Origin of the sequence: Massilia sp. DD77, from assembly GCF_036961685.1 — a bacterium.
Lineage (GTDB): Bacteria > Pseudomonadota > Gammaproteobacteria > Burkholderiales > Burkholderiaceae_D > Telluria.
In genome coordinates this window covers 81,264-99,191 of the sequence record NZ_JBAMDH010000017.1, presented here as the reverse complement: position 1 = coordinate 99,191, position 17,928 = coordinate 81,264, and the positions used below count along the sequence as shown (strand labels likewise).

Here is a 17,928-nt window from a genome sequence, read left to right as displayed (position 1 = left end):
AGGCGAGGAATAGTTAGCGGCGGATGGCGGCGATGACCCTGGTGGCGAACTCCGCAGGGTTGCCCCTATGCCAGCGCCACACGATCACCAGGTCGTGGTCGGGCGACACCAGGATGGTGTTCTGCCCTGCCCCCAGCGCCGCATAGGCGTTGGCCGGCAGGCCCGGCAGGTTCTTGCCCTTGGTATTGAGCCACCACAGATAGCCGTAGTCGGGGCCATTGGCGCTGGGGCTGAGCGCGGCCTTGACATAGTCGGGCGGCACGATCTGGCGGCCGTTCCAGGCCCCTCCGCGCAGCCACAGGTAGCCGAAGCGGGCCATGTCCCAGCTGTCGATCCACATGCCGCCGCCCCAGCGGGTCCCGCCGCTGACGGAAGCCGCCTGCTTGCCGTCCAGGTCGACATAGCTGTTGTGGTAGGGCACCCACTTCCAGGTCTGGGAGGCGCCGATCGGGTCCATCACCTGTTCCTGGAACACCTCCGGCACCGGCTGGCCGAACACGCGCAGCAGCGACAGCGCGAAGCGGTTGATGCGTACGTCGTTGTATTCGTAGAAGCTTCCCGGCGCCTGGAGCGCGCGCGGCTTGCGCTCGCCGGCGCCGAATTCCGCCTTGCCGACGAAGTCGCCGTTCTTGCCCCACATGCTGCCTTGCCACTCGGATTCCTGCTGCAGGTGCTGCTTCCAGGTGATCGGCGCATTGTGGGCCGAGGCATAGCCGCCGTCGTTCACGCGCCGGGCCACGGCCTCGTCGGGCTTGACGCGCCCGTCGCGCACGGCCACGCCGGCCACCGTCGCCAGCATGCTCTTGGCCACCGAATAGGTCGGGTCGACGAACTGCGTGTCGCCGAACTCGGCCACCACATAGCCCTTGTAGATCACCAGGCCATTGGTAGGGGCGCGCCGGGTCGGCATCGAGCCCAGGCGCGCGCCGAAGGTGGCTTCCTGGTCGGAGAAATCGCGCGCGCGGGTGGTCTCGTGTGCTTGCGCATACTGCACCGCGGCCGCCAGGGCCGCCGGGTCCATGCCCAGCTGCGCGGGGGACTTGCGCGCCCAGTCGCCCGCGGGCGGGAAATAGCCCGGGTTGTCGGCGCTGCCGGTGGTACCGGTGGTGCCGCAGGCCGTCAGCAGCACGGCGGCGGAGAGCGCCAGCAAGCTGCGGCGCGGCATGTGTGTCATGAATTGGTCCAGGTGGAATAAGGATGGCGGATCAGGCTGGAGTTGTAATAGCGCTGCTCGCCGGTGACTTCCCGGCCGATCCAGGCCGGGAGCTCGAAAGCGGTGTCCTCGGACGGCAGTTCGATCTCGGCCACCACCAGGCCGGCATTCTCGCCCAGGAATTCGTCGACTTCCCAGGTGAAGCCGGCGTGCGCGATGCGGCGGCGGTATTTTTCGACCAGCGGGCGTTCGCACAGGCGGTCGAGCAGCTCGGCCGCCTCAGGCAGCGGGATCGGGTATTCCCATTCGCCGCGGGTGGCGCCGACGCTCTTGCTCTTGATCGTGAGGACGCCCTGCCCGCCTTCGATGCGCACCCGCACGGTGCGCATCGGGTCGGCGCACAGGTAACCCTGGCGCAGCAGCACGGGTTCGCCGAGCGCGCGCCAGGCCTCGCTTTGCACCAGGAACTTGCGCTCGATCTCGACGCCCATGGGATCAGTCCAGCGACTGCAGGATAGGCTGCAGCATCGCCGCGCCCAGCGCGCCGCTCCGCGCGCCGTTCCAGCCGGTATGGGCGTCGGGCAGGTCGGCGTTGTCCTTGAACGGCATCTCCAGGGTCAGCGACAGGCACTTGAAGGTGTGGCCGATGTACTTCGAGGCCAGGGTCAGCAGCTCGTCGTTGTACTTGCTGGCGGCATAGCCGTAGACGTTCTGGAAGTCCGGGCTGGCGGCCATGTAGCGCTCCACGAAAGCCTTCTGGCGCTCCATGCGTTCCGGGGTGAAGTCTTCGAGCATCTCGTTGCCGGCCACAAAGTTGTAGGGCAGCGCCTCGTCGCCGTGGATGTCGAAGAACATGTCGACGCCGGTCTCGTGGATCTTGTTCTTCACGCACAGCACTTCCGGGCTGCGTTCGAGGCTCGGGCTCATCCACTCGCGGTTGAGGTTGGCGCCCGCGGCGTTGGTGCGCAGGTTGCCGCGTACCGAGCCGTCCGGGTTCATGTTCGGAACGATGTAGAACACGGCGCGCGACAGCAGCTTGCGCGACACCGGATTGGCATTGTCCAGCAGCGCATCCATCATGCCTTCGACGAACCATTCGGCCATGGTCTCGCCCGGGTGCTGGCGGGCGATCACCCAGATTTTCTTTTCAGCCTGCGGATTGCCGATCACGACCAGGTTCATGTCGCGGCCGTCGACCGTGGAGCCAATGTCATGCACGCGCGCGATCGGGTTCTCGGCCACTTCGCCCAGCAGGCGCAGGTGGCGCTCCCAGGTATAGGGCTCGAAGTAGGCGTAGTAGACGCTGTCGAGCTCAGGCGTGTGGTTGACGGTCATGACCTGGCCGTCGAAGGAGGTCGGCACCCGGAACCAGTTCTCGGTGTCGTAGCTGGCGGCCACCTGGTAGTCCTCGAAGCCCTTCGGGTAGGTGGCCTGGCCCGCGTTCAGGAAACGCAGGGTGCAAGCCTGGCCGCGCGCGCCCTGCAGGCGGAAGTGGAACCACTGGTGGATGTCGGCGTGCGAATCCTTGCGCAGGTTCAGGTCGATCTGCCGGGGATGGTCGGCGCGGACCACCTCGATGGAACCGGAGTCGAACATCTGGCTGATTTTGATGGGCATGAGGGGGTCCTTTCGTGGCCGGTTACACAATACCGGTCAATGATACCGGAAGCTCGGCCGCCGGACCTCCCTGCCATCCGCCGCGCCGCAACGGGAAGATTACTGCGCGTCGAGGTCGATCAGGTCCTTGGCGTACATCGCCATGATCTGGCGCATCAGCTCGACGTTGCCGCGGTCGAGAACGACAGTCAGGTCCTGCTTGCTGTCGAGCGCGAAGTGCATGCGGATGGCGCCCGGCAGTTCCTTGCAGTTCACGTACTGGGCGCGCGGCGTATACGGATTGTCCCAGTCGTGCTGGGTGATCGCCGGGCCTTGCGGAGGCGGCGCCAGGTTCGGGTCGCGGTTGACCGGCAGGTGCTTGAGCAGCCAGAACACGATCGATGCGGGAACGTGGATGGCGAGGTCGTTCGCGCCCTGGGTGGAGAACTTGGTCAGCAACAGGTTGCCGACACGGTCGCACGACATGGACAGACTTTTGACTTGACGGATAACCGCTGGTTTCACGACGTTGTTCCTTAGGAATATTGAAAAAGGCGCAGCGATTCTACCGCATCCCATCGGCCTTGAGTATGTCGGAAAAGCCAATGGCGGAAAGCGCCCGCGGGAAACAGAACGGGGAGCCTCGTGGCTCCCCGCTGGATACTGGCGACAGCCTGGCGGCGCGCGCCGGCAGGCTGCTGGGATGACTTACTCTTTCGAGCCGCTGCGGTTGCCGCTCGACGAGCTCTGGCGGTTGCCGCCGGTCTTGCTGCTGGTACGGGAAGCACCGCCTGCGCTGGCGCTGGCCGACTGGCGGTTGCCGTGGCTCATGCTGCCGGCACGGCGGGCTTCTTCCGAAGTGAATTCGTGTGCCGTTCCTTTTGCGTGGGCAGCCTTGCCGCCCTGGCTGGCGATCTCGCGCTGGCGTGCCGGATCCATCGAAGCGAAACCGCGATTGCGGGTACCGCTGCTTTGGCTGTTGCCGCCTTGATTGCTGCCTTGTTTGCTACCTTGATTGCTTGAGGCCATGATGGTCTTCTCCCTGTTCGCTTTTAGAAACCGCCGCGTCCTGCGGCAGGCTTGATCCAGGCTCGCGGCAATGCGCCGATGAGCGAGGGTCGAAGTCATCTTAGGCACGCGTGACGGATGAGGGTATAGGACGCTTTCAGATGACTTTGTAGGACTACACGCGACAGAAAATGCATTAGCGAAAATGTACTTCCAGTCGTCAATAAATTGCTTCATCAACTGGTCAGAAACAGTCCTACACAGCACCCCTACGTCTTCCTATACTGTATTTAAAGAGGCACGAGCAATATGGCAATATCAGGCGGCGCTCGTTTCGCGCCGCCCCTGACGATACGAACAGGAGGCCAAGATGGATGCGAACCAACGCAGCGAAACCAATAACCAGACCAATAACGGCGCCAACGAAAAATGGACCGAGGGTGCGAAGGGCGATACCACCAGCGGCCCGAACGACCATACCTATCCGAACGGCGCCACGATGCAGCAGGCCCAGCCGGGAATGGGCCCTGGCGGCACGCAGCAGCAGGGCCAGCCCGCCGGGGCAGCCGGGCAGGACTGGTTCCAGCGCGACGACAGCAAGTTGCCCGCCACCGGGCGCGACCTGCACGGGGGCTCGATGCAAAGCCAGCAGACCGGCGGCTCGGGTCCGCAGCAGGGCATCACCGACAGCCACCAGCGCCAGATGGAGATCCATTCGGAAGCATGGGGCCTGCTGGAGCAGCCTGTCGGCCGCCATGCGAAGAACACCGGGGTGGACGTCCATCCGCATGCGGGCAACAGCCAGGCCGCGCATGACCTGAATCCACAGAACGTCGCCCAGCCCGAGCTGCGCGGCGGTTCCATGGGTCATCACCACCAGCACTACGACGCGCCGCAGGTGGTCGGCGAGTCGCCGGTGCGCAGCGCCCAGGCCGACCTGTCCGCGACCCCGCACGAGGAACTCTACGGCCGGGACCAGGAAAGCTTCCATGCGCCGCGCAGTGCGATGCAGGCCGGTCCGCAGAATGCGCAGTCCGGCGGTGGCCAGTCCGCGGGAGGAGATGGCGGCAGCGAGCAGCGCAGCGGCGGCCACTCGCAGTACAGCGCCGACCGCGACGGCTCCCAGACCGGCGAGCACGCCCGCGACACCGGCACCGAAGACGTGCACCTGTCGAACGATGTGGCGGGCGGCCTGCCGCGCAGCCCGGGCAACAGCGGTCCGCGCAGCGACAACCCGGGCTGGAAGCCGGGCGGCAGCATGCAGCGCGACCCGGCGGTGCATGAATCGAACGATACCGTCGGCGGCCTGCCGCGCAGCCCGGCCGGCGCCAACAAGCTGGCCGGCGACCGCAAGATGGATGACGACACCGGCTTCTCGCGCAAATAGCCATACGGCTTCCTGACGGCCTGCGTTCGCAGGCCGTCTGCGGGGAGGACTTCCTGCGCAGGAAGCCCTCCCCGTTTTATTGCATGGTTTTATTGCCTGACTACGGCGCCCGTCACGCGCTGGTATAGCTGGTCTTGACGGTCGTGAAGAACTCCACCGCGTTGCTGCCCTGCTCGCGCGGCCCGAAACTCGAGCCCTTGGTGCCGCCGAAAGGCACGTGGTAGTCGACGCCCGCGGTGGGCACGTTCACCATCACCATGCCGGCCTTGGCATTGCGCTTGAAATGCGTGGCGTGCTTGAGGGAGGTGGTGCAAATGCCCGCGGTCAGGCCGAACTCGGTATCGTTCGCCAGCGCCAGCGCATGGTCGTAGCCCTTGGCCGGAATCACCGAGGCGACCGGGCCGAAGATCTCTTCGCGCGCATGGCGCATACCCGGCTCGCAATCGGCGAACAGCGCCGGGCTGAGGAAGTAGCCGTCGGTGTCGCGCCGCAGGCGCTCGCCGCCGCACACCAGGCGCGCCCCCTCGCCTTTCGCGATCTCGATGTACGACAGGTCCTGCTCCAGCTGCGAGCTGTCGACCACGGGACCGATGTCGATGCCCTGGTGCAGCGCATGGCCGACCTTGAGCGCCGCCATGCGGCCGGCCAGGGCGTCGACGAACTTGCCGTAGATCTGCTCGTCGACGATCAGGCGCGACGAGGCCGTGCAGCGCTGGCCGGTCGAGAAGAAGGAGCCCTGCAGCGCGGCATTGACGGCGACGTCGAGATCGGCGTCGGCCAGCACCACCAGCGGATTCTTGCCGCCCATTTCCAGCTGCATGCGGGCACGGCGGCGGGCGCAGGCGAGCATCACGCGTTCGCCGGTGGAGGTCGAGCCGGTGAAGCTGATCGCGTTCACGCGGCTCTCGTTCAGCATGGCTTCGCCCACCACGCGGCCCGGGCCCATCGCCAGGTTGAACACGCCCGGCGGCAAGCCGGCGCGGCTGATGATCTCGGCCAGCGCCCAGGCGCAGCCCGGCACCAGCTCGGCCGGCTTGAACACGACGGTATTGCCGTAGGCCAGGGCCGGCGCGATCTTCCAGGCCGGGATGGCGATCGGGAAGTTCCATGGCGCGATGATGCCGACCACGCCGACCGGCTCGCGGGTGACGTCGACCTCGATGCCGGGGCGCACCGATGCCAGGCGGTCGCCGCGCACGCGCAGGGCTTCCTGGGCGAAGAACTTGAAGATGGCGCCGGCGCGGCCCGCCTCGGCGATCCCTTCCGGCAGCGTCTTGCCTTCCTCGCGCGACAGCAAGGTGCCCAGTTCGGTCTTGCGCGCCAGGATCTCGGTGCCGATGGCGTCGAGGGCGTCGGCGCGCTGCTGCACGCCCGACAGGCCCCATGCCGGCGCGGCCGCGTGCGCCGCCGCCACCGCCAGCGCGGCCTGCTCCGCGCCCGCGCTCGCGTACTCGGCGATCACGTCGCTGCGGTCGGACGGGCTGCGGGTGGTGGTGACGCCTGCGCCGGCCATCCACTGGCCATCGATATACAGTTGTTTCATGCTCGGTCCCTGTTGTTATGGTGATGATGGTGATGTCAGGCGGCAGTGTAGCAAACGCCGCCGGCATGAGCGTCCGAAAATGCCCCCGGCGCCTCCGGGGCGGCCCGGTCATTGATGCACATCGAAGCCGTCCCGCCGCGCAGGAACTCGGCAATATCGGGGCAATCGAACGGCACTCGACACCCTCTTGAGCGAGACCCACATGTCAATGTCAGCAAGGGATGACGCCGCGCCTGCCGTTTCGATCGTGCTGCCGGCCAGCGGCCGCATGGACCTGCTCGACCGCAGCCTGGATGCGCTGATGCGCCAGAGCCTGGACCCGCGCAGCTACGAGCTCATCGTCGTGGACGACGAGCCGAACCACCACACCCTGCACCTGGTGGCGGGCTGGCGCACGCGCACCCTCGACCGCGGGCCGCAGGCGCTGGCCGTGCACCCGGTACGCCCCGCACCATGGGGCGCCAGCCTGCTGCAGATCCGCCACGCGGTCTGCGATGCGCTGCTGTACAAGAAGCACCCGGCCCTGTACCGCGAGAGGATCGAAGCCCGCCCCTGCTGGGAACACTACGCGACGGTCGCCGCGCTGCTGCTGGCGCGCCTGTGCGTCCTGCGCCTGCACGGGGCCGCCCGCAACCTCTCGCATGTGGCTGAGATGGTCTTCACTTCGGCCCTGCTGCCGCCGCTGGTGGTGTTCCGGCGCCTGGCCGGCGCGGTGCGCTATCGCGTCCGTTTCGCCTGAGCCCTCCATGCCCGTCCATCCCGACACCGCCACCCGCATGGCGGCGGCCCGGCGCCGCCTGGGTCTCGAGCCGGGGCGCTTCATCGTGCTGCACGCCGCCGGCCTGGCGCCGCGCGCCGGCGCGGACACCGCCATCCACGGCCTGGCCATGCTGCGCACACGCTGGGGCGCGGATGCCTGCCTGATCGTCGTCGCCGGCGGCGGCCAAGGCGAATTTCGCGGCGAACTGCAGGGCGACCATCCGCAACTGGCGCGCCTGCGCCTGTTCGCCGCCGATCTCGGCGTCAAGGCGCAGGTGCGCTTCGCCGCGCCGGCCGGGCGCGACGGCCCAGGCGAGCGCCTGAACGACTACTATGGCGCGGCCAACGTGGTGGCCAGCACCCCGTGGTATGCGCCCTGTGGGTTCACGGCGGCGATGGCGATGGCCCACGCCCGGCCGGTGGTCGGCACGCGGATCCGGGGCATGGAGGGCCTGGTCGTCGACGGCGTGACCGGTTTCCTGGTTCCCGCGCGCGACGCCGAGGCGCTGGCCGAACGTCTCGACAGGCTGTACCGCCGGCCGGCGGGTGCCCAGGCGATGGGATTGGCGGGACGCCGGCACCTGCGCGCATCGCGCAGCCATATCGGCGCAGGGCATGAACGCCTGCCCGCGGGCCGCGCCCGCCTGGAGGAGGCGCAGCAGCCGGAGCTGTGCGGCGGTCCAGGGGAAGCGCAATGAAAGCGGTCTTCCTCGACAAGGACGGGACCCTGGTGGACGACCTCCCCTACAACATCGAACCGCACCGCATCCACCTGCTGCCGGGCGCCGGCATGGCGCTGCGCCTGCTCGCCGGTCTCGACTACCGCCTGTTCGTGATCACCAACCAGTCGGGCATCGCCCACGGCTGCTTCGGCGAGGAGGCTATGACGCCGGTGGCGGACCGCCTGTCAGACCTGCTGTTCCGCGAGCGGCTCACGCTCGACGGTTTTTATTACTGTCCCCACCATCCACTCGGCACCGTCGCCGCCTATGCCATGGCCTGCCACTGCCGCAAGCCCTCGCCGGGCATGCTGTTGCGCGCCGCCCGCGAACATCCCATCGACTTGCGCGCCTCCTGGATGATCGGCGACGTGCTGCACGATGTCGAAGCGGGCAACCGGGCCGGCTGCCGTACGCTCTTGATCGACAACGGCAACGAGACCGAATGGCGGCTCGGCCCACGCCGCCTGCCGACGCGCATGGCGCCGGATCTGTACAGCGCCGCCTTGCTGATCGCGGAGCATGAGGAAGTGCGCTGAGAGCAGGCCGGCCCTGGATCAACCAGAATACCTGCCGGATCACACGCATGAACCGACGGACCCGCTGGAAAGTCATGATCGGCGTTCGGCATGCAAGCAGGCGCGGTTGCAGTTCATCAATATCCAGGCCCTGCCGGCAGCTAGGATCTCCACAGCATCCTTGGAGAGCTCACATGCACTCACGTTCGCAGGCGTCGCACACATTCCAGACGGGATCGGCCGCGGTCGAACTGGCATTCATTCTTCCGATGTTGCTGGTTTTTCTTACCGCCGTGTTCTTCATCTCCAGGGTCACTTGGCACTACACTGCGGCACAGAAGGCGGCGACCGACGCCGCTCGCTATCTCTCCTCCATCTCCACGCAAGAGATGCGCGAACCCGAGCTTGCGGAGCATGCCAGGAACGTCGCGCTGGCGATCGTGCAGATGGAGATGGCGGACCTGAATCCAGGCGGCCGGGCACCGCGTATCGAGATTTTTTGTGGAGAGGACGCGTGCGACGGTTTCGGCTCGCGGCCACTCCCTGAAACGGTTGAGGTTCGTATCAAGATGGATATGGTCGACCCGCTGCACATCTTCGATACTGGTCGTTATGGGGTCCCGCTCACCGTCAACGCCACGATGGCTTATGTCGGCGGAGGTCTGTAGAAGGCCGGCGAGCCTTTGCTCCCAATCCACTACCAAGCTCACCACGGCGCACATCGGCGCAATGACCCTCAGGGGCGAGGGGCGGCCGCAGGGCGACGCCGGCCAGGCTTCTATGCTGGTGGCCGATGCGCTTCGAACAGGCATAAAAAAAGCACCGATATTATCTCAGCGATAATATCGGTGCTGTTCTTGCCTACAGCTTTCGCTATAAGCCTTGATTCTAATGGTCGGGGCGAGAGGATTCGAACCTCCGACCCCCTGCACCCCATGCAGGACCTCAAACCGCTGAAACCCGCATGGATACTACGTTCCAGCTCAGCGCGTCAAATATACAGTGCTTTGAAAAGCGTTCGTCTTGCCCCACAAACCCACCGTTCCCCGACTCATATTTGACGGTTTTCAGGCCGTCCAGGGCAGTACAACCGCGATGTCCGACACGTCAGGCACCGCCTCCTTGATGTAGATCTCGGTCGTCTTGCCGGAGGTGTGCGCCAGGCGCGTCTGGATGTCCTTGCGGTCCTGGCCGCCCTTCGCAGCATCGGTGGCGCCGAGCGCGCGGATGTCCTTGAACGTGACGTCGTCGGTGATTCCGGCGCGTGCCTTCGCACGGCGCCACATCGAGGACAGGCCCGACTTCGTGTAGGGCTCGCCCTTCTGCGTCGGGAACAGGTAATCGCTCTCCACCTGGTACTCTCGCTTGATCGCCCGCGCGCGCTTCAGCACCTCGGCGATCTCCGGCGTCACCATGATGTCGACCATCTTCCCGCTGGTCTTTTCCGTCTTCGTCGGCTTGATCCGGATGTACACGTCGAGCGGCTGGCCGTCGATCTCGGTGCGCACCACCTGCGCTTCCTTCAGCGTGCGGATGTCGATCGCGCGCGCCCACAGCAGGTAGGACATGTCGATGATGCAGGCGAACATGGGGCCGCTGGCGGTAGCGTACACGGTGCCGTTGTCCGCGCGCGGCGTGCTCTCCATGCCGGCCGCCCGGATGGCGGCGATCTGTGCATGCGTCGGCAGCTTCGTGCGCCGGCCGATCTTGTACGCGCCCAGGTCCAGCTGGTCGATCGGGTTGTCCTGGCGCAGGCCCAGCTCGCCGATGATGAAGCGGAACAGCTTGCCGAGTAGCGCGGCGACCTTGCGCGCGGTGTTCGGCGTCTCCCTGTATTTGGCGCGCAGGAAGTCGGCGCAGTCCTTCGTCGTGACCTGGGCGGCGTGGAAGTCCTCGAAGACGGCCGCGATCGTGTCCAGGTAGCGCGTGTAATCCTTGCGGGTCTCGTCGGTGTATTCGCCAAGCTTGTGCGCCTTGAACTCGGCGCAGGCGAACGGCATGGAGCCGGCCGCGGCCCGCTTCTCGTCCAGCAGCTTGCCGAGCTCGGTGTACAGCTTGGAATCGCCGTCATCGACGCGGCAGAGGTACAGCCAGGATTTTCTTTCTTTCGAGGCGGGATCGCGCGGATCCAGCATCGGCTCGCGCGGCACGAAGTAGTAGGCGCCGTGCTTGACGTAGACCCGCTGGGGCAGGCCTCGTCCGTTTTTTCTCGTTCTGGGCATCAGTTCAGTTTCAGTCGTGGCCGTGGCGGCTCTGGTTTCGTGGGCGGCTGCGCCAGGTGCATGCGCAGCACGCAGATCGTATTATCGTGCCGGCGCCGGGCCGGGATGCCGAGCTCGGTCAGCGCGCGCAGCTGCTCCTTCGGGCGCCGGTAGTGCGTCAGCTCGTAGATTTCGTCCGGGCTCAGGGCCGGGCTCATCGCTTCCACCATCGTCAATCCTCCTTCCTGTTCTGATCGAGAGCAGCCAGCTGCGCCTCCAGCTCCGCGATACGCGCCAGCACCGGCCCGGCCTCCAGCACGTCCACGCGCTCGTACTGCGGCGAGTTCGCCTGCCAGGTCGCGCCCGGCTCGCCCACAAGACCGTACTTCCCGCTGTCGCTCGTGAGCAGGATCGTCCACCGGCGCGGCGCGCCCTCCTCCGGCTCGTCCCAGTTCAGCGGCCCCTTCGGCGGCACGTCCGACTTGCGCCGGCCGCCCAGCATCGGTTCGCGCGCGTCCGCGTCGACCAGGCGGCCCAGCTCGGCCTCAGGCGCGACGACGATCATTTGCTTCGGCTCGGTGCCCGGGATCTCGAAGGCGAAGCCATCGGAGCCGGCCGCATGCATCAGCTGGCGGGCGGCGGCCAGGACGGCGGCCTTGTGCGGGGACAGCAGGTATTCGGGGGTCTGGTTCATGGGCGTCCTTTGTGTCGTGATAGTATTAATTTCCTAACAACCATAAGTGGGGCAATCTATGGTCATGCCAGTCGTTTTTGAAAAGGTCGATGGTCGCTATATCTGGCGCCCGGAAGACGCGCCGCTTGTTCCCGATTACAGACTGCTCGACTACTCCCCGGTCAGTTTTCCTGACGAGGCAGCGGCAAGGGCGATGTACGACGAGATACTCTTCACTCGTCATGTCCATGGCCGCCACCTGCTGACCGACACCCAGCTCAACAGATTGCTCAACTACGCTGCCGAAATGTGCGGTGAGAAATGCGTCTTTAAGGGCTTCGTGGTCCAAAGCGACGAACATATTGATGGCCGGAACTGGGACATCAACTGGTATGGCACCGATGTTGGAACACGCCAGCTCATGCACAACGCGGTCGCGAAGCTGCGGAAGACGGCAAATTTGCTTGACACGTAGTCCGATCACAGCTCTGCCTCCGAGAACAGGCGCGGCTGCACCGCGCCGTTCTGGTAAACCACGTCCATAACCGTGGTGGCAATCGGTTCGTCGCCTTCCCATCCCTGTGGCCAGGTTCCGGCGGAGATCAGCTCGCGGATCCGGGCCTCCTCCTCCGCATTGATCAGGTCGATCTCCGGCCGGCCTAACACGCGCGCGGCGGCGTTGATCTCACCTTGGATGCCCAGCACCCGCTCCAGCCCCATCAAGCGGGCTTCGAGCGTGATCGGCCCCATGCGCTGTGGATTCTTCGCAATACTCCCGTCCTTCAGCAGCTCAGCGCCGGCCTTGCGCAGGCGGTGCTGCGGCTCACGCAGCTCACGCCACAGCGGACGTAGGCCCTTCAGCGGCGCCAGGTACGACCAAGCCGGTAACAGCAGCACGCTGTCGAGTGCTTTGTCTTCCTGGGCCAGCGCGCAGCCAATACAGCCCGTGCGCGCATTGATCTCCTCCGCCTCATCCCCACCGTAGGCGTCCGCAATCATCGCGGTGCTCCAGTCGCCGAACTCGGCGGCCGGCGCCCAGTGCTTCAGCCATTCCCACACGTGGCAGACGCGCCAGTGCAGCAGCGGCGCCAGCGTGGCCAAGCGGCCGCGCAGTCCCTTCGCGTTCGGCAGGACCTGCTGATACCAGCCCTGGCCGCACTCGGCGCCATCCTTCCCGCAGCTCATCTCGATGCGGCGGTCGCGAATCGCACTCTCGCCCTGGCGCACGCCGGTGATCATCAGGATCTGGCCGTCCAACTCATCGAGGCGGTCGCGCAGCGCCTGCTCCATCGGGTCGATCTTGATCTGGCGTGTGCACCAGCGCAGAGTGTTGTTGTTCGGGGGCGGCACGCCGCGGCCGAGGATATACACCATGAAGCGCTTGTCCATCGGCGCCGTCACGACCTCGCAGCGGATGCCGCGCTCTTCCAACTCGTCCATGATGTGGCGCGCGGAGATGGCCAGCGGCGGCAGCTCCTGGCGCGTGTCCGCGTAGAACACGGTCAGGGACTTCGGGCGTTGCACCTTGCCGGTGTCCAGCAGGTACATGATCAGGGTCAGCGTGGCCGAGCTGTCCTTGCCGCCAGACCAGGCTATGCCCCAGTGCTCGTGCTCGGCGCCGTAGGCCTGCAGCGACTGGATCGTCAGCTCGATCGACTCGGTCATCTGCAGGCGGCGCGCACCGGCGCCGAAGATGTCGGCCTGGATCATCCCCGTCCCCATTTCAGGTCAACATCAAAGCGCATGCTAGGATTGCCAAACCAATCACAACAAAGGAGAACTAAATGGCAGACCCGGATCAGCTGAGCAAGCGGCAGACGCTCTTTCTCAAGCGAGCTGCCGCTGTCACCCGCGAGCAATTTAGCTTGGCTCAAGAGATCGCAGAGGAAGAATTTTCGCTGGACCCGGACGATGTCTCGGACGAGTTGATCGTCCGCATTGCCCAGGTCATAGCGACGAATTACCACGCCTCGCTGAGCGATAGCAACTCTCCAAGTTAAGCTCATCAAAGTCGGGCCTCCGATACGCTCGGTCCGAACAGCGCCGCCACCAGGCTGTCGCGCCACATGCCGACCTGGCGCGCCGGCACCGTGGACCGGCGCTGCGCGAAGGCCAGATCCAGCGTCTGGTCCGGAGTGGGCAGCGTAGGGTCTTCCCCCAGCTCCCACAGCTCGCGGCCCTTCGCATCCCGGGTACCGGTCTTGCGCACCTGGCGCAGCTGGCTGGCCATGTAGTGCAGGTAGGCGAACGCGGTAGACGTGTTCAGGTACAGGGCGGCGCGCACCTCGGCGGCGGTCATCGGGCGCTCGGCCAACAGCTCCAGGATGCGCACCACAGCGGCGGCGCGGCGCGCCTCCTTCGCTGGGCGGCCGATCAGCCGGCCCGAGTCCGGGCTGTGGTTCAGCTTGTAGACGCGCTCCATGATCAGGCCGCCTCGGGGAACAGTTCGTGGACGGTCTTCGCCTCGGGCGGCATCAGGTCGAGCTCGATGTCGCGCTGAATGAACTCGCACAGCTTGCCGACCTGGTCGGCGGTCGGGTGCGCGATGATGCGGAAGGTGATCACCACCGAGCCGCCGTTCTGCGCCTCGATCGCGAAGTGATCGACCTTCACGTCCTGCAGCACGACGTTGCTCTCGCCGCCCAGGCCATAGTCCACCGTTGCGGTGTAGCCCACGCCTTCCCAGTCCCATTTGATCGAGCCCATCTTCGGGTACCGCAGAACCGTCAGGCCGTCGCCGCCCTCCGTCACCTGGTCGACCAGGTCCGGGTTCTCGTCCTTCTTGTACAGGTGCTGACGCAGCTCCGGATGGAAGTGGATCAGCACGCTGCTCGGGCAGGTGGCCTCGATCTTGAGGTCGAGCGCCGGCTTCGTGTCGTCGCCGTGCTTCTCCGCGCGCGGGTTGATGTTGGCGAGGCGGACGGTCTGGTTTTTCAGGTCGAACATGGGTTACATCTCCTGGGTGGTGGTAGTCTGGTTATTCGGGTTCTGCTGGAACTGCAGGAACGGCAGCCGGATGAACTGGTGGAAGCGCTCGGCCGCGGTCGGGTTCTTGTCGATCTCGCCGCGCGACTTCACTTCGCAGATGGCGCGCACGCTGTGCGCCGCCGTTTGCTCGTCTGGCACGCGCAGGAACCGCTGGAACAGCGGCTCCCGGCAGCGCAGGGCCAACCAGGTGGAGAGGCGCTGCGTGCTCATGTCACGCCGCCTGCTTCGCCTGGGCGGCGGTGATGTGGCGGATCAGGGCCGCGCACATATGAGGGAAGTCCGCTTCGTGGTACAGCACCGCGGCGCGATCGCGGCCGGCGGCGCCGAAGCCCAGCGATGCCAGGAAGTCGGCGGTCAGGCTGAAGCCCAGGCGCTCGGCGATCTGGCCGAGGCGCAGGGTCGGAGTTGCGCCGGCGGCTGCCGGGCGCGCGGCGGCGATCGGCGTGACAGCGGCGGCTCCAGCCGGATGCGTGGCAGCGAAGCGGGTCGCGCCTTCCTGCTCGAGCAGCGCCTGGGCTGCCGGCGAGAGGTCCGCGCCCTCCTGACTGGCTTTCGCTGCGGCCAGTTCGGCGCGGGCCTGGGCAGCGGCTTCCTCACGCTGGCGCGCCGCTTCCTGCTCCTGGCGCGCGCGCTCGGCCTTCTCGGCCTCCTGCCGCTGGTGGTTCTCGATGCGGGTGCGCACCGCCAGCTGGAAGTCGTCGTCGGCCTTCTGGATCACGCTCTGCAGGTCGGCGAACAGGAACTCGTAGCCGGCGGCGTGCTCGCGGTACCAGGTCAGGCGGCCGCGCACGGCTTGGGCGATCGCGTCGACGGCGATCTTGGCGTTGGCCAGCTCGGTGTCGACGGCGTCCTGCAGAGTGGCCAGGGTGCGCTTATTCTTCATGGCCCCGGCGAAGTCGCGAGCCTGAAACACCAGGCGCAGCGGTGCGATCTCGGTCTCCAGCGCGGCGACGTGCTCCTGGAAGGCCAGCTTCACCTGGGCCAGGATGCCGGCCTTGATCAGCTCCTTCTTGTCCTTCACGGTGCGCTGCAGCGTCAGGCGCTTGGCGCGCAACTGCTCGCTGATGTGGTCGATGGTGCGCATCAGCTCGGCGATGTCCGCGGTCTGCTCCAGCGCCGCGCGCTTGGCCTGCTCCAGATCGCCTTCGGCCTGCTCGCAGAACTTGACGGTAGCCTCGGCGTCGGCGAAGTCCTGGTCGGTGACCAGGTCGGTCTTGATGCTGGCGATGAAGCGTTCGGCTCGCGCCTGGAAGGCCGGCAGATTGCTGGTGGCCACCTCGCCGCGGATCTGAATTACCAGCGCCGGCAGCGACATGATCGGCTCAGCCTCCGGCTTCGGCGCATACTGCTTCGGCTCGTAGTTAGCCAGGTCGGCCTCGAACTGCGCCCACCCGGCGCGGATGCGCTCTTGCCAGCCCGCGTCCGGCAGCACCTCCAGATGCACGAAATTTTCGAGCGTACCGTCGGAACACACGAACACGACCTTGCTGCAGCCGGTGACCATCATGATCTGCTGCGGCTGGGGCATATACTCGTCCGGCAGCTGGCCGGCGGCGATGGCGTCGGCCAGAGCCTGATTCCACTGCTTGTGCTCGAAGGCGACGTCTTCGGCCATCGTCAGGCCATCGCAGGACGCCGACAGCAGGCCGTCCGAGCAGGTGACCGGATACAGCTCGGTGCCGATCAGGTCTTCCACCAGCGGGCGCGCCAGCGCTTCCACGTGATGGCCATAGTCGAGGATGTGCGTCTGCACCCAGTCGCTGAACTCCTGGGCGGTGCCGGTGGCCTTCATGTGTAGCAGCTCGGTGCGCGAGACCTTGGACGAGAGGCCGAGCATCGCTGCCGCTTCGCTGGCGCCGCGGCGCTCCAGGCGGAAGGCTTGCCACTCCGGGCTGCCCTGTTCGAGATCATGAATCTGCATGTCGTCTTCCTTGGTGGGGTAGTAGGTGGTTCCCGCATGTGCGGGAACCCGGGAATCAGTCGTTTTCGTGAGCCCAACTGTCGATCGTCAGCTTCTGCTCTTCGGTAAGCACCTGGCGGGTCTGGATCATGGCCAGCAGCTGCTGGACGGTCTTCTTGCCGGAGGTGATCAGACCGCGCCATTCCGTCTTTTTGGCGTCGAACTCCTCTGGCGAGCAAACCGGCTTCTCGGCGCCGGCGCGCACGGTGGTGCTGGCCTCGCCGCTTTCGCTACCGGTGCCGGTGTCGCCCTGGTCGTCGGCGCGGTCATCGATGACGACCATGTCGCCGTCGATCGTGAACGGCTTGCCGGCGTCCACGGCGTTGGCCACGTCCATGGCGCGCTGCACCTCGATCGACTTCGGCATGTACTTGACCACCTGGAGCAGCACCACCTTGCGGGCGTACATCTCCATGTTCTGGCCGTTGTCCTTAAGCGCGTAGTGCTGGCCGCCGACCTTGTTGTACTTGTTCAGGTGCTTCACCACGCGGTCCATGGTCCAGACTTCGAGCACCGGGTACTGGCTGCCGTTCACGCGACCGACCGCGTAGACGTGCGTGATGTCGCGCCAGGTGTCGCCGCCGCCCTGCGGCCGGTGCTTCACGTATGGCATATCGCCCAGCGCCCAGTCGAAGTCGTCCCCGGCATAGACAGCGCCGGTCCAGACTGTGGCGCGGCCGGCGCGCGAAACCAGGTCGACCAGCCCCTGCCAGCCAGGCACGAAAGTGGCCTTGCCCTTGTACGGCACCAGGTAGCCCTGGCCGCCGACGCCGATTTCCAGACCGAGCTGGGCGGCCACTACGACCGAGCCAAAGATGCTGTGCAGGTCGCAGTTCTGCAGCGCCTTGTTCTGGCTGAAGGCGGTCATGGTCAGGCGGACCATGCGATCCGGGCTGATGTGCTTCGGCAGCGCGTTGGCGATCTGGCCCTTGTATTTGTCCAGGAAGGTGCTCAGGCTCTTGGCCGGGCTGGCGACTACTTGATTCATGTGGTAGATCCTCTCTCGGGTTAGAAGCCGCGCACGTAGGTGCGCACGGCGTGGCTCAGCGCCTGGCGGCCGAAGCCGGCGCGCCGGGCGTGGCGATACTGGTGGACGACGAAGCGGATCACGCGAGGCCCCGCTCGATGGCCATGCGGCGGGCGGCCAGCTGCGCCTGGTGCGCGACCTCTTCCTGCTCGCGCTGTGCCAAGTAGACGCGCACCGACTCGTAGTAGCTGACGTTCTCGCGCGACTTCTCGATCTGGCATTCGGTGAGCCAGAGGCGCAGCGGCTTCAGCAGGTGGCGCACCAGGCGGCGCGCGATGCGGTTGATGGCGGTGATGCGCATTTCTTCTCCTGTCGTGGGCGCCGGCGCGGCCGGCTGGTTCGTGTTCTGGTGCCGGTTACTGATCCGGCGACGTCGTCACGCCAGCCCCGTCAGGG

Annotated in this window: 23 protein-coding genes; 7 read left to right on the top strand and 16 right to left on the bottom strand. The window is 66.3% G+C overall.

Annotated features, from left to right (window positions below; all coding sequences use genetic code 11):
* Positions 1-13: 13 nt before the first annotated feature.
* The 5 genes from V7778_RS12240 to V7778_RS12220 all read right to left on the bottom strand — a co-directional run bounded on the left by V7778_RS12240 (position 14) and on the right by V7778_RS12220 (position 3,877).
* Positions 14-1,174, bottom strand: a complete 1,161-nt coding sequence (locus V7778_RS12240) for a serine hydrolase domain-containing protein (RefSeq protein WP_335555551.1) — start codon at positions 1,172-1,174, stop codon at positions 14-16.
* The gene (locus V7778_RS12235) at positions 1,171-1,644 is read right to left on the bottom strand and encodes a CYTH domain-containing protein (RefSeq protein ID WP_335555549.1); all 474 of its coding nucleotides are present in this window, start codon (positions 1,642-1,644) and stop codon (positions 1,171-1,173) included. Before V7778_RS12235 ends, V7778_RS12240 begins: the two co-directional genes overlap by 4 nt.
* A gap of 4 nt (positions 1,645-1,648) precedes the next feature.
* A complete protein-coding gene (locus V7778_RS12230; RefSeq protein ID WP_335555547.1) occupies positions 1,649-2,770 on the bottom strand; it encodes a M14 family metallopeptidase in 1,122 nt (373 codons plus the stop codon).
* A gap of 99 nt (positions 2,771-2,869) precedes the next feature.
* Positions 2,870-3,235: a hypothetical protein gene (locus V7778_RS12225; RefSeq protein WP_335555546.1), complete on the bottom strand. Its 366-nt coding sequence runs from the start codon at positions 3,233-3,235 to the stop codon at positions 2,870-2,872.
* A gap of 222 nt (positions 3,236-3,457) precedes the next feature.
* On the bottom strand, positions 3,458-3,877 hold the full coding sequence (locus V7778_RS12220) for a KGG domain-containing protein (RefSeq protein WP_442920720.1): 420 nt from the start codon (positions 3,875-3,877) through the stop codon (positions 3,458-3,460).
* A gap of 250 nt (positions 3,878-4,127) precedes the next feature.
* On the opposite strand from V7778_RS12220, the gene V7778_RS12215 reads away from it, so the two are divergent.
* Positions 4,128-5,144: a hypothetical protein gene (locus V7778_RS12215; protein ID WP_335555544.1), complete on the top strand. Its 1,017-nt coding sequence runs from the start codon at positions 4,128-4,130 to the stop codon at positions 5,142-5,144.
* 112 nt (positions 5,145-5,256) lie between these two features.
* Here V7778_RS12215 and V7778_RS12210 read toward each other — a convergent pair whose 3' ends face one another.
* The gene (locus V7778_RS12210; protein ID WP_335555542.1) at positions 5,257-6,687 is read right to left on the bottom strand and encodes an aldehyde dehydrogenase family protein; all 1,431 of its coding nucleotides are present in this window, start codon (positions 6,685-6,687) and stop codon (positions 5,257-5,259) included.
* 202 nt (positions 6,688-6,889) lie between these two features.
* Here V7778_RS12210 and V7778_RS12205 point away from each other — a divergent pair, with 202 nt between their 5' ends.
* The 4 genes from V7778_RS12205 (at position 6,890) to V7778_RS12190 (ending at position 9,351) form a co-directional block, all read left to right on the top strand.
* Positions 6,890-7,426: a glycosyltransferase family 2 protein gene (locus tag V7778_RS12205; protein WP_335555540.1), complete on the top strand. Its 537-nt coding sequence runs from the start codon at positions 6,890-6,892 to the stop codon at positions 7,424-7,426.
* 7 nt (positions 7,427-7,433) lie between these two features.
* Positions 7,434-8,144: a glycosyltransferase gene (locus tag V7778_RS12200; RefSeq protein WP_335555538.1), complete on the top strand. Its 711-nt coding sequence runs from the start codon at positions 7,434-7,436 to the stop codon at positions 8,142-8,144.
* The gene (locus tag V7778_RS12195) at positions 8,141-8,704 is read left to right on the top strand and encodes a D-glycero-alpha-D-manno-heptose-1,7-bisphosphate 7-phosphatase (RefSeq protein ID WP_335555536.1); all 564 of its coding nucleotides are present in this window, start codon (positions 8,141-8,143) and stop codon (positions 8,702-8,704) included. The genes V7778_RS12200 and V7778_RS12195 overlap by 4 nt, the downstream gene beginning before the upstream one ends.
* Positions 8,705-8,877: 173 nt before the next feature.
* Entirely contained in the window at positions 8,878-9,351 is a 474-nt protein-coding gene (locus V7778_RS12190; RefSeq protein WP_335555535.1) for a TadE family protein, read from the top strand.
* Between the two features lie 399 nt (positions 9,352-9,750).
* On the opposite strand, the gene V7778_RS12185 is transcribed toward V7778_RS12190, so the two are convergent.
* From V7778_RS12185 to V7778_RS12175, 3 genes are read right to left on the bottom strand one after another with little or no spacing between them, the layout of a single operon-like run.
* Complete coding sequence (locus tag V7778_RS12185) at positions 9,751-10,905, bottom strand: tyrosine-type recombinase/integrase (protein ID WP_335555533.1); 1,155 nt, start codon at positions 10,903-10,905, stop codon at positions 9,751-9,753.
* On the bottom strand, positions 10,905-11,114 hold the full coding sequence (locus V7778_RS12180) for a DUF4224 domain-containing protein (protein ID WP_335555612.1): 210 nt from the start codon (positions 11,112-11,114) through the stop codon (positions 10,905-10,907). The genes V7778_RS12185 and V7778_RS12180 overlap by 1 nt, the downstream gene beginning before the upstream one ends.
* 2 nt (positions 11,115-11,116) lie before the next feature.
* Entirely contained in the window at positions 11,117-11,578 is a 462-nt protein-coding gene (locus V7778_RS12175; protein WP_335555532.1) for a hypothetical protein, read from the bottom strand.
* Between the two features lie 58 nt (positions 11,579-11,636).
* Between V7778_RS12175 and V7778_RS12170 the strand changes: the two genes are divergently transcribed.
* Positions 11,637-12,032: a hypothetical protein gene (locus V7778_RS12170; RefSeq protein ID WP_335555530.1), complete on the top strand. Its 396-nt coding sequence runs from the start codon at positions 11,637-11,639 to the stop codon at positions 12,030-12,032.
* Between the two features lie 5 nt (positions 12,033-12,037).
* Here V7778_RS12170 and V7778_RS12165 read toward each other — a convergent pair whose 3' ends face one another.
* Positions 12,038-13,267, bottom strand: a complete 1,230-nt coding sequence (locus V7778_RS12165) for a phosphoadenosine phosphosulfate reductase domain-containing protein (RefSeq protein WP_335555528.1) — start codon at positions 13,265-13,267, stop codon at positions 12,038-12,040.
* Between the two features lie 74 nt (positions 13,268-13,341).
* Between V7778_RS12165 and V7778_RS12160 the strand changes: the two genes are divergently transcribed.
* Positions 13,342-13,557 (top strand): hypothetical protein, encoded by a 216-nt coding sequence (locus V7778_RS12160; RefSeq protein ID WP_335555526.1) that lies wholly within the window; start codon positions 13,342-13,344, stop codon positions 13,555-13,557.
* 5 nt (positions 13,558-13,562) lie between these two features.
* Here the strand turns inward: V7778_RS12160 and V7778_RS12155 are convergent, their stop codons facing one another.
* From V7778_RS12155 to V7778_RS12130, 6 genes are all read right to left on the bottom strand, one after another.
* On the bottom strand, positions 13,563-13,979 hold the full coding sequence (locus V7778_RS12155; protein ID WP_335555524.1) for a hypothetical protein: 417 nt from the start codon (positions 13,977-13,979) through the stop codon (positions 13,563-13,565).
* A gap of 2 nt (positions 13,980-13,981) precedes the next feature.
* Entirely contained in the window at positions 13,982-14,503 is a 522-nt protein-coding gene (locus tag V7778_RS12150) for a hypothetical protein (protein WP_335555522.1), read from the bottom strand.
* Positions 14,504-14,506: 3 nt separating this feature from the next.
* Complete coding sequence (locus tag V7778_RS12145; RefSeq protein ID WP_335555520.1) at positions 14,507-14,755, bottom strand: hypothetical protein; 249 nt, start codon at positions 14,753-14,755, stop codon at positions 14,507-14,509.
* A gap of 1 nt (position 14,756) precedes the next feature.
* Positions 14,757-16,466 (bottom strand): YqaJ viral recombinase family protein, encoded by a 1,710-nt coding sequence (locus tag V7778_RS12140; RefSeq protein WP_335555519.1) that lies wholly within the window; start codon positions 16,464-16,466, stop codon positions 14,757-14,759.
* Between the two features lie 55 nt (positions 16,467-16,521).
* A complete protein-coding gene (locus V7778_RS12135; protein ID WP_335555517.1) occupies positions 16,522-17,493 on the bottom strand; it encodes a recombinase RecT in 972 nt (323 codons plus the stop codon).
* Between the two features lie 118 nt (positions 17,494-17,611).
* Positions 17,612-17,833, bottom strand: a complete 222-nt coding sequence (locus V7778_RS12130) for a hypothetical protein (RefSeq protein ID WP_335555515.1) — start codon at positions 17,831-17,833, stop codon at positions 17,612-17,614.
* Positions 17,834-17,928 lie beyond the last annotated feature (95 nt).

Coding starts and splice junctions, on each gene's coding strand:
- V7778_RS12240 (WP_335555551.1), bottom strand. CDS start 1,174: ATGACACACATGCCGCGCCGCAGCTTGCTGGCGCTCTCCGCCGCCGTG.
- V7778_RS12235 (WP_335555549.1), bottom strand. CDS start 1,644: ATGGGCGTCGAGATCGAGCGCAAGTTCCTGGTGCAAAGCGAGGCCTGG.
- V7778_RS12230 (WP_335555547.1), bottom strand. CDS start 2,770: ATGCCCATCAAAATCAGCCAGATGTTCGACTCCGGTTCCATCGAGGTG.
- V7778_RS12225 (WP_335555546.1), bottom strand. CDS start 3,235: ATGTCGTGCGACCGTGTCGGCAACCTGTTGCTGACCAAGTTCTCCACC.
- V7778_RS12220 (WP_442920720.1), bottom strand. CDS start 3,877: ATGACTTCGACCCTCGCTCATCGGCGCATTGCCGCGAGCCTGGATCAA.
- V7778_RS12215 (WP_335555544.1), top strand. CDS start 4,128: ATGGATGCGAACCAACGCAGCGAAACCAATAACCAGACCAATAACGGC.
- V7778_RS12210 (WP_335555542.1), bottom strand. CDS start 6,687: ATGAAACAACTGTATATCGATGGCCAGTGGATGGCCGGCGCAGGCGTC.
- V7778_RS12205 (WP_335555540.1), top strand. CDS start 6,890: ATGTCAATGTCAGCAAGGGATGACGCCGCGCCTGCCGTTTCGATCGTG.
- V7778_RS12200 (WP_335555538.1), top strand. CDS start 7,434: ATGCCCGTCCATCCCGACACCGCCACCCGCATGGCGGCGGCCCGGCGC.
- V7778_RS12195 (WP_335555536.1), top strand. CDS start 8,141: ATGAAAGCGGTCTTCCTCGACAAGGACGGGACCCTGGTGGACGACCTC.
- V7778_RS12190 (WP_335555535.1), top strand. CDS start 8,878: ATGCACTCACGTTCGCAGGCGTCGCACACATTCCAGACGGGATCGGCC.
- V7778_RS12185 (WP_335555533.1), bottom strand. CDS start 10,905: ATGCCCAGAACGAGAAAAAACGGACGAGGCCTGCCCCAGCGGGTCTAC.
- V7778_RS12180 (WP_335555612.1), bottom strand. CDS start 11,114: ATGGTGGAAGCGATGAGCCCGGCCCTGAGCCCGGACGAAATCTACGAG.
- V7778_RS12175 (WP_335555532.1), bottom strand. CDS start 11,578: ATGAACCAGACCCCCGAATACCTGCTGTCCCCGCACAAGGCCGCCGTC.
- V7778_RS12170 (WP_335555530.1), top strand. CDS start 11,637: ATGGTCATGCCAGTCGTTTTTGAAAAGGTCGATGGTCGCTATATCTGG.
- V7778_RS12165 (WP_335555528.1), bottom strand. CDS start 13,267: ATGATCCAGGCCGACATCTTCGGCGCCGGTGCGCGCCGCCTGCAGATG.
- V7778_RS12160 (WP_335555526.1), top strand. CDS start 13,342: ATGGCAGACCCGGATCAGCTGAGCAAGCGGCAGACGCTCTTTCTCAAG.
- V7778_RS12155 (WP_335555524.1), bottom strand. CDS start 13,979: ATGGAGCGCGTCTACAAGCTGAACCACAGCCCGGACTCGGGCCGGCTG.
- V7778_RS12150 (WP_335555522.1), bottom strand. CDS start 14,503: ATGTTCGACCTGAAAAACCAGACCGTCCGCCTCGCCAACATCAACCCG.
- V7778_RS12145 (WP_335555520.1), bottom strand. CDS start 14,755: ATGAGCACGCAGCGCCTCTCCACCTGGTTGGCCCTGCGCTGCCGGGAG.
- V7778_RS12140 (WP_335555519.1), bottom strand. CDS start 16,466: ATGCAGATTCATGATCTCGAACAGGGCAGCCCGGAGTGGCAAGCCTTC.
- V7778_RS12135 (WP_335555517.1), bottom strand. CDS start 17,493: ATGAATCAAGTAGTCGCCAGCCCGGCCAAGAGCCTGAGCACCTTCCTG.
- V7778_RS12130 (WP_335555515.1), bottom strand. CDS start 17,833: ATGCGCATCACCGCCATCAACCGCATCGCGCGCCGCCTGGTGCGCCAC.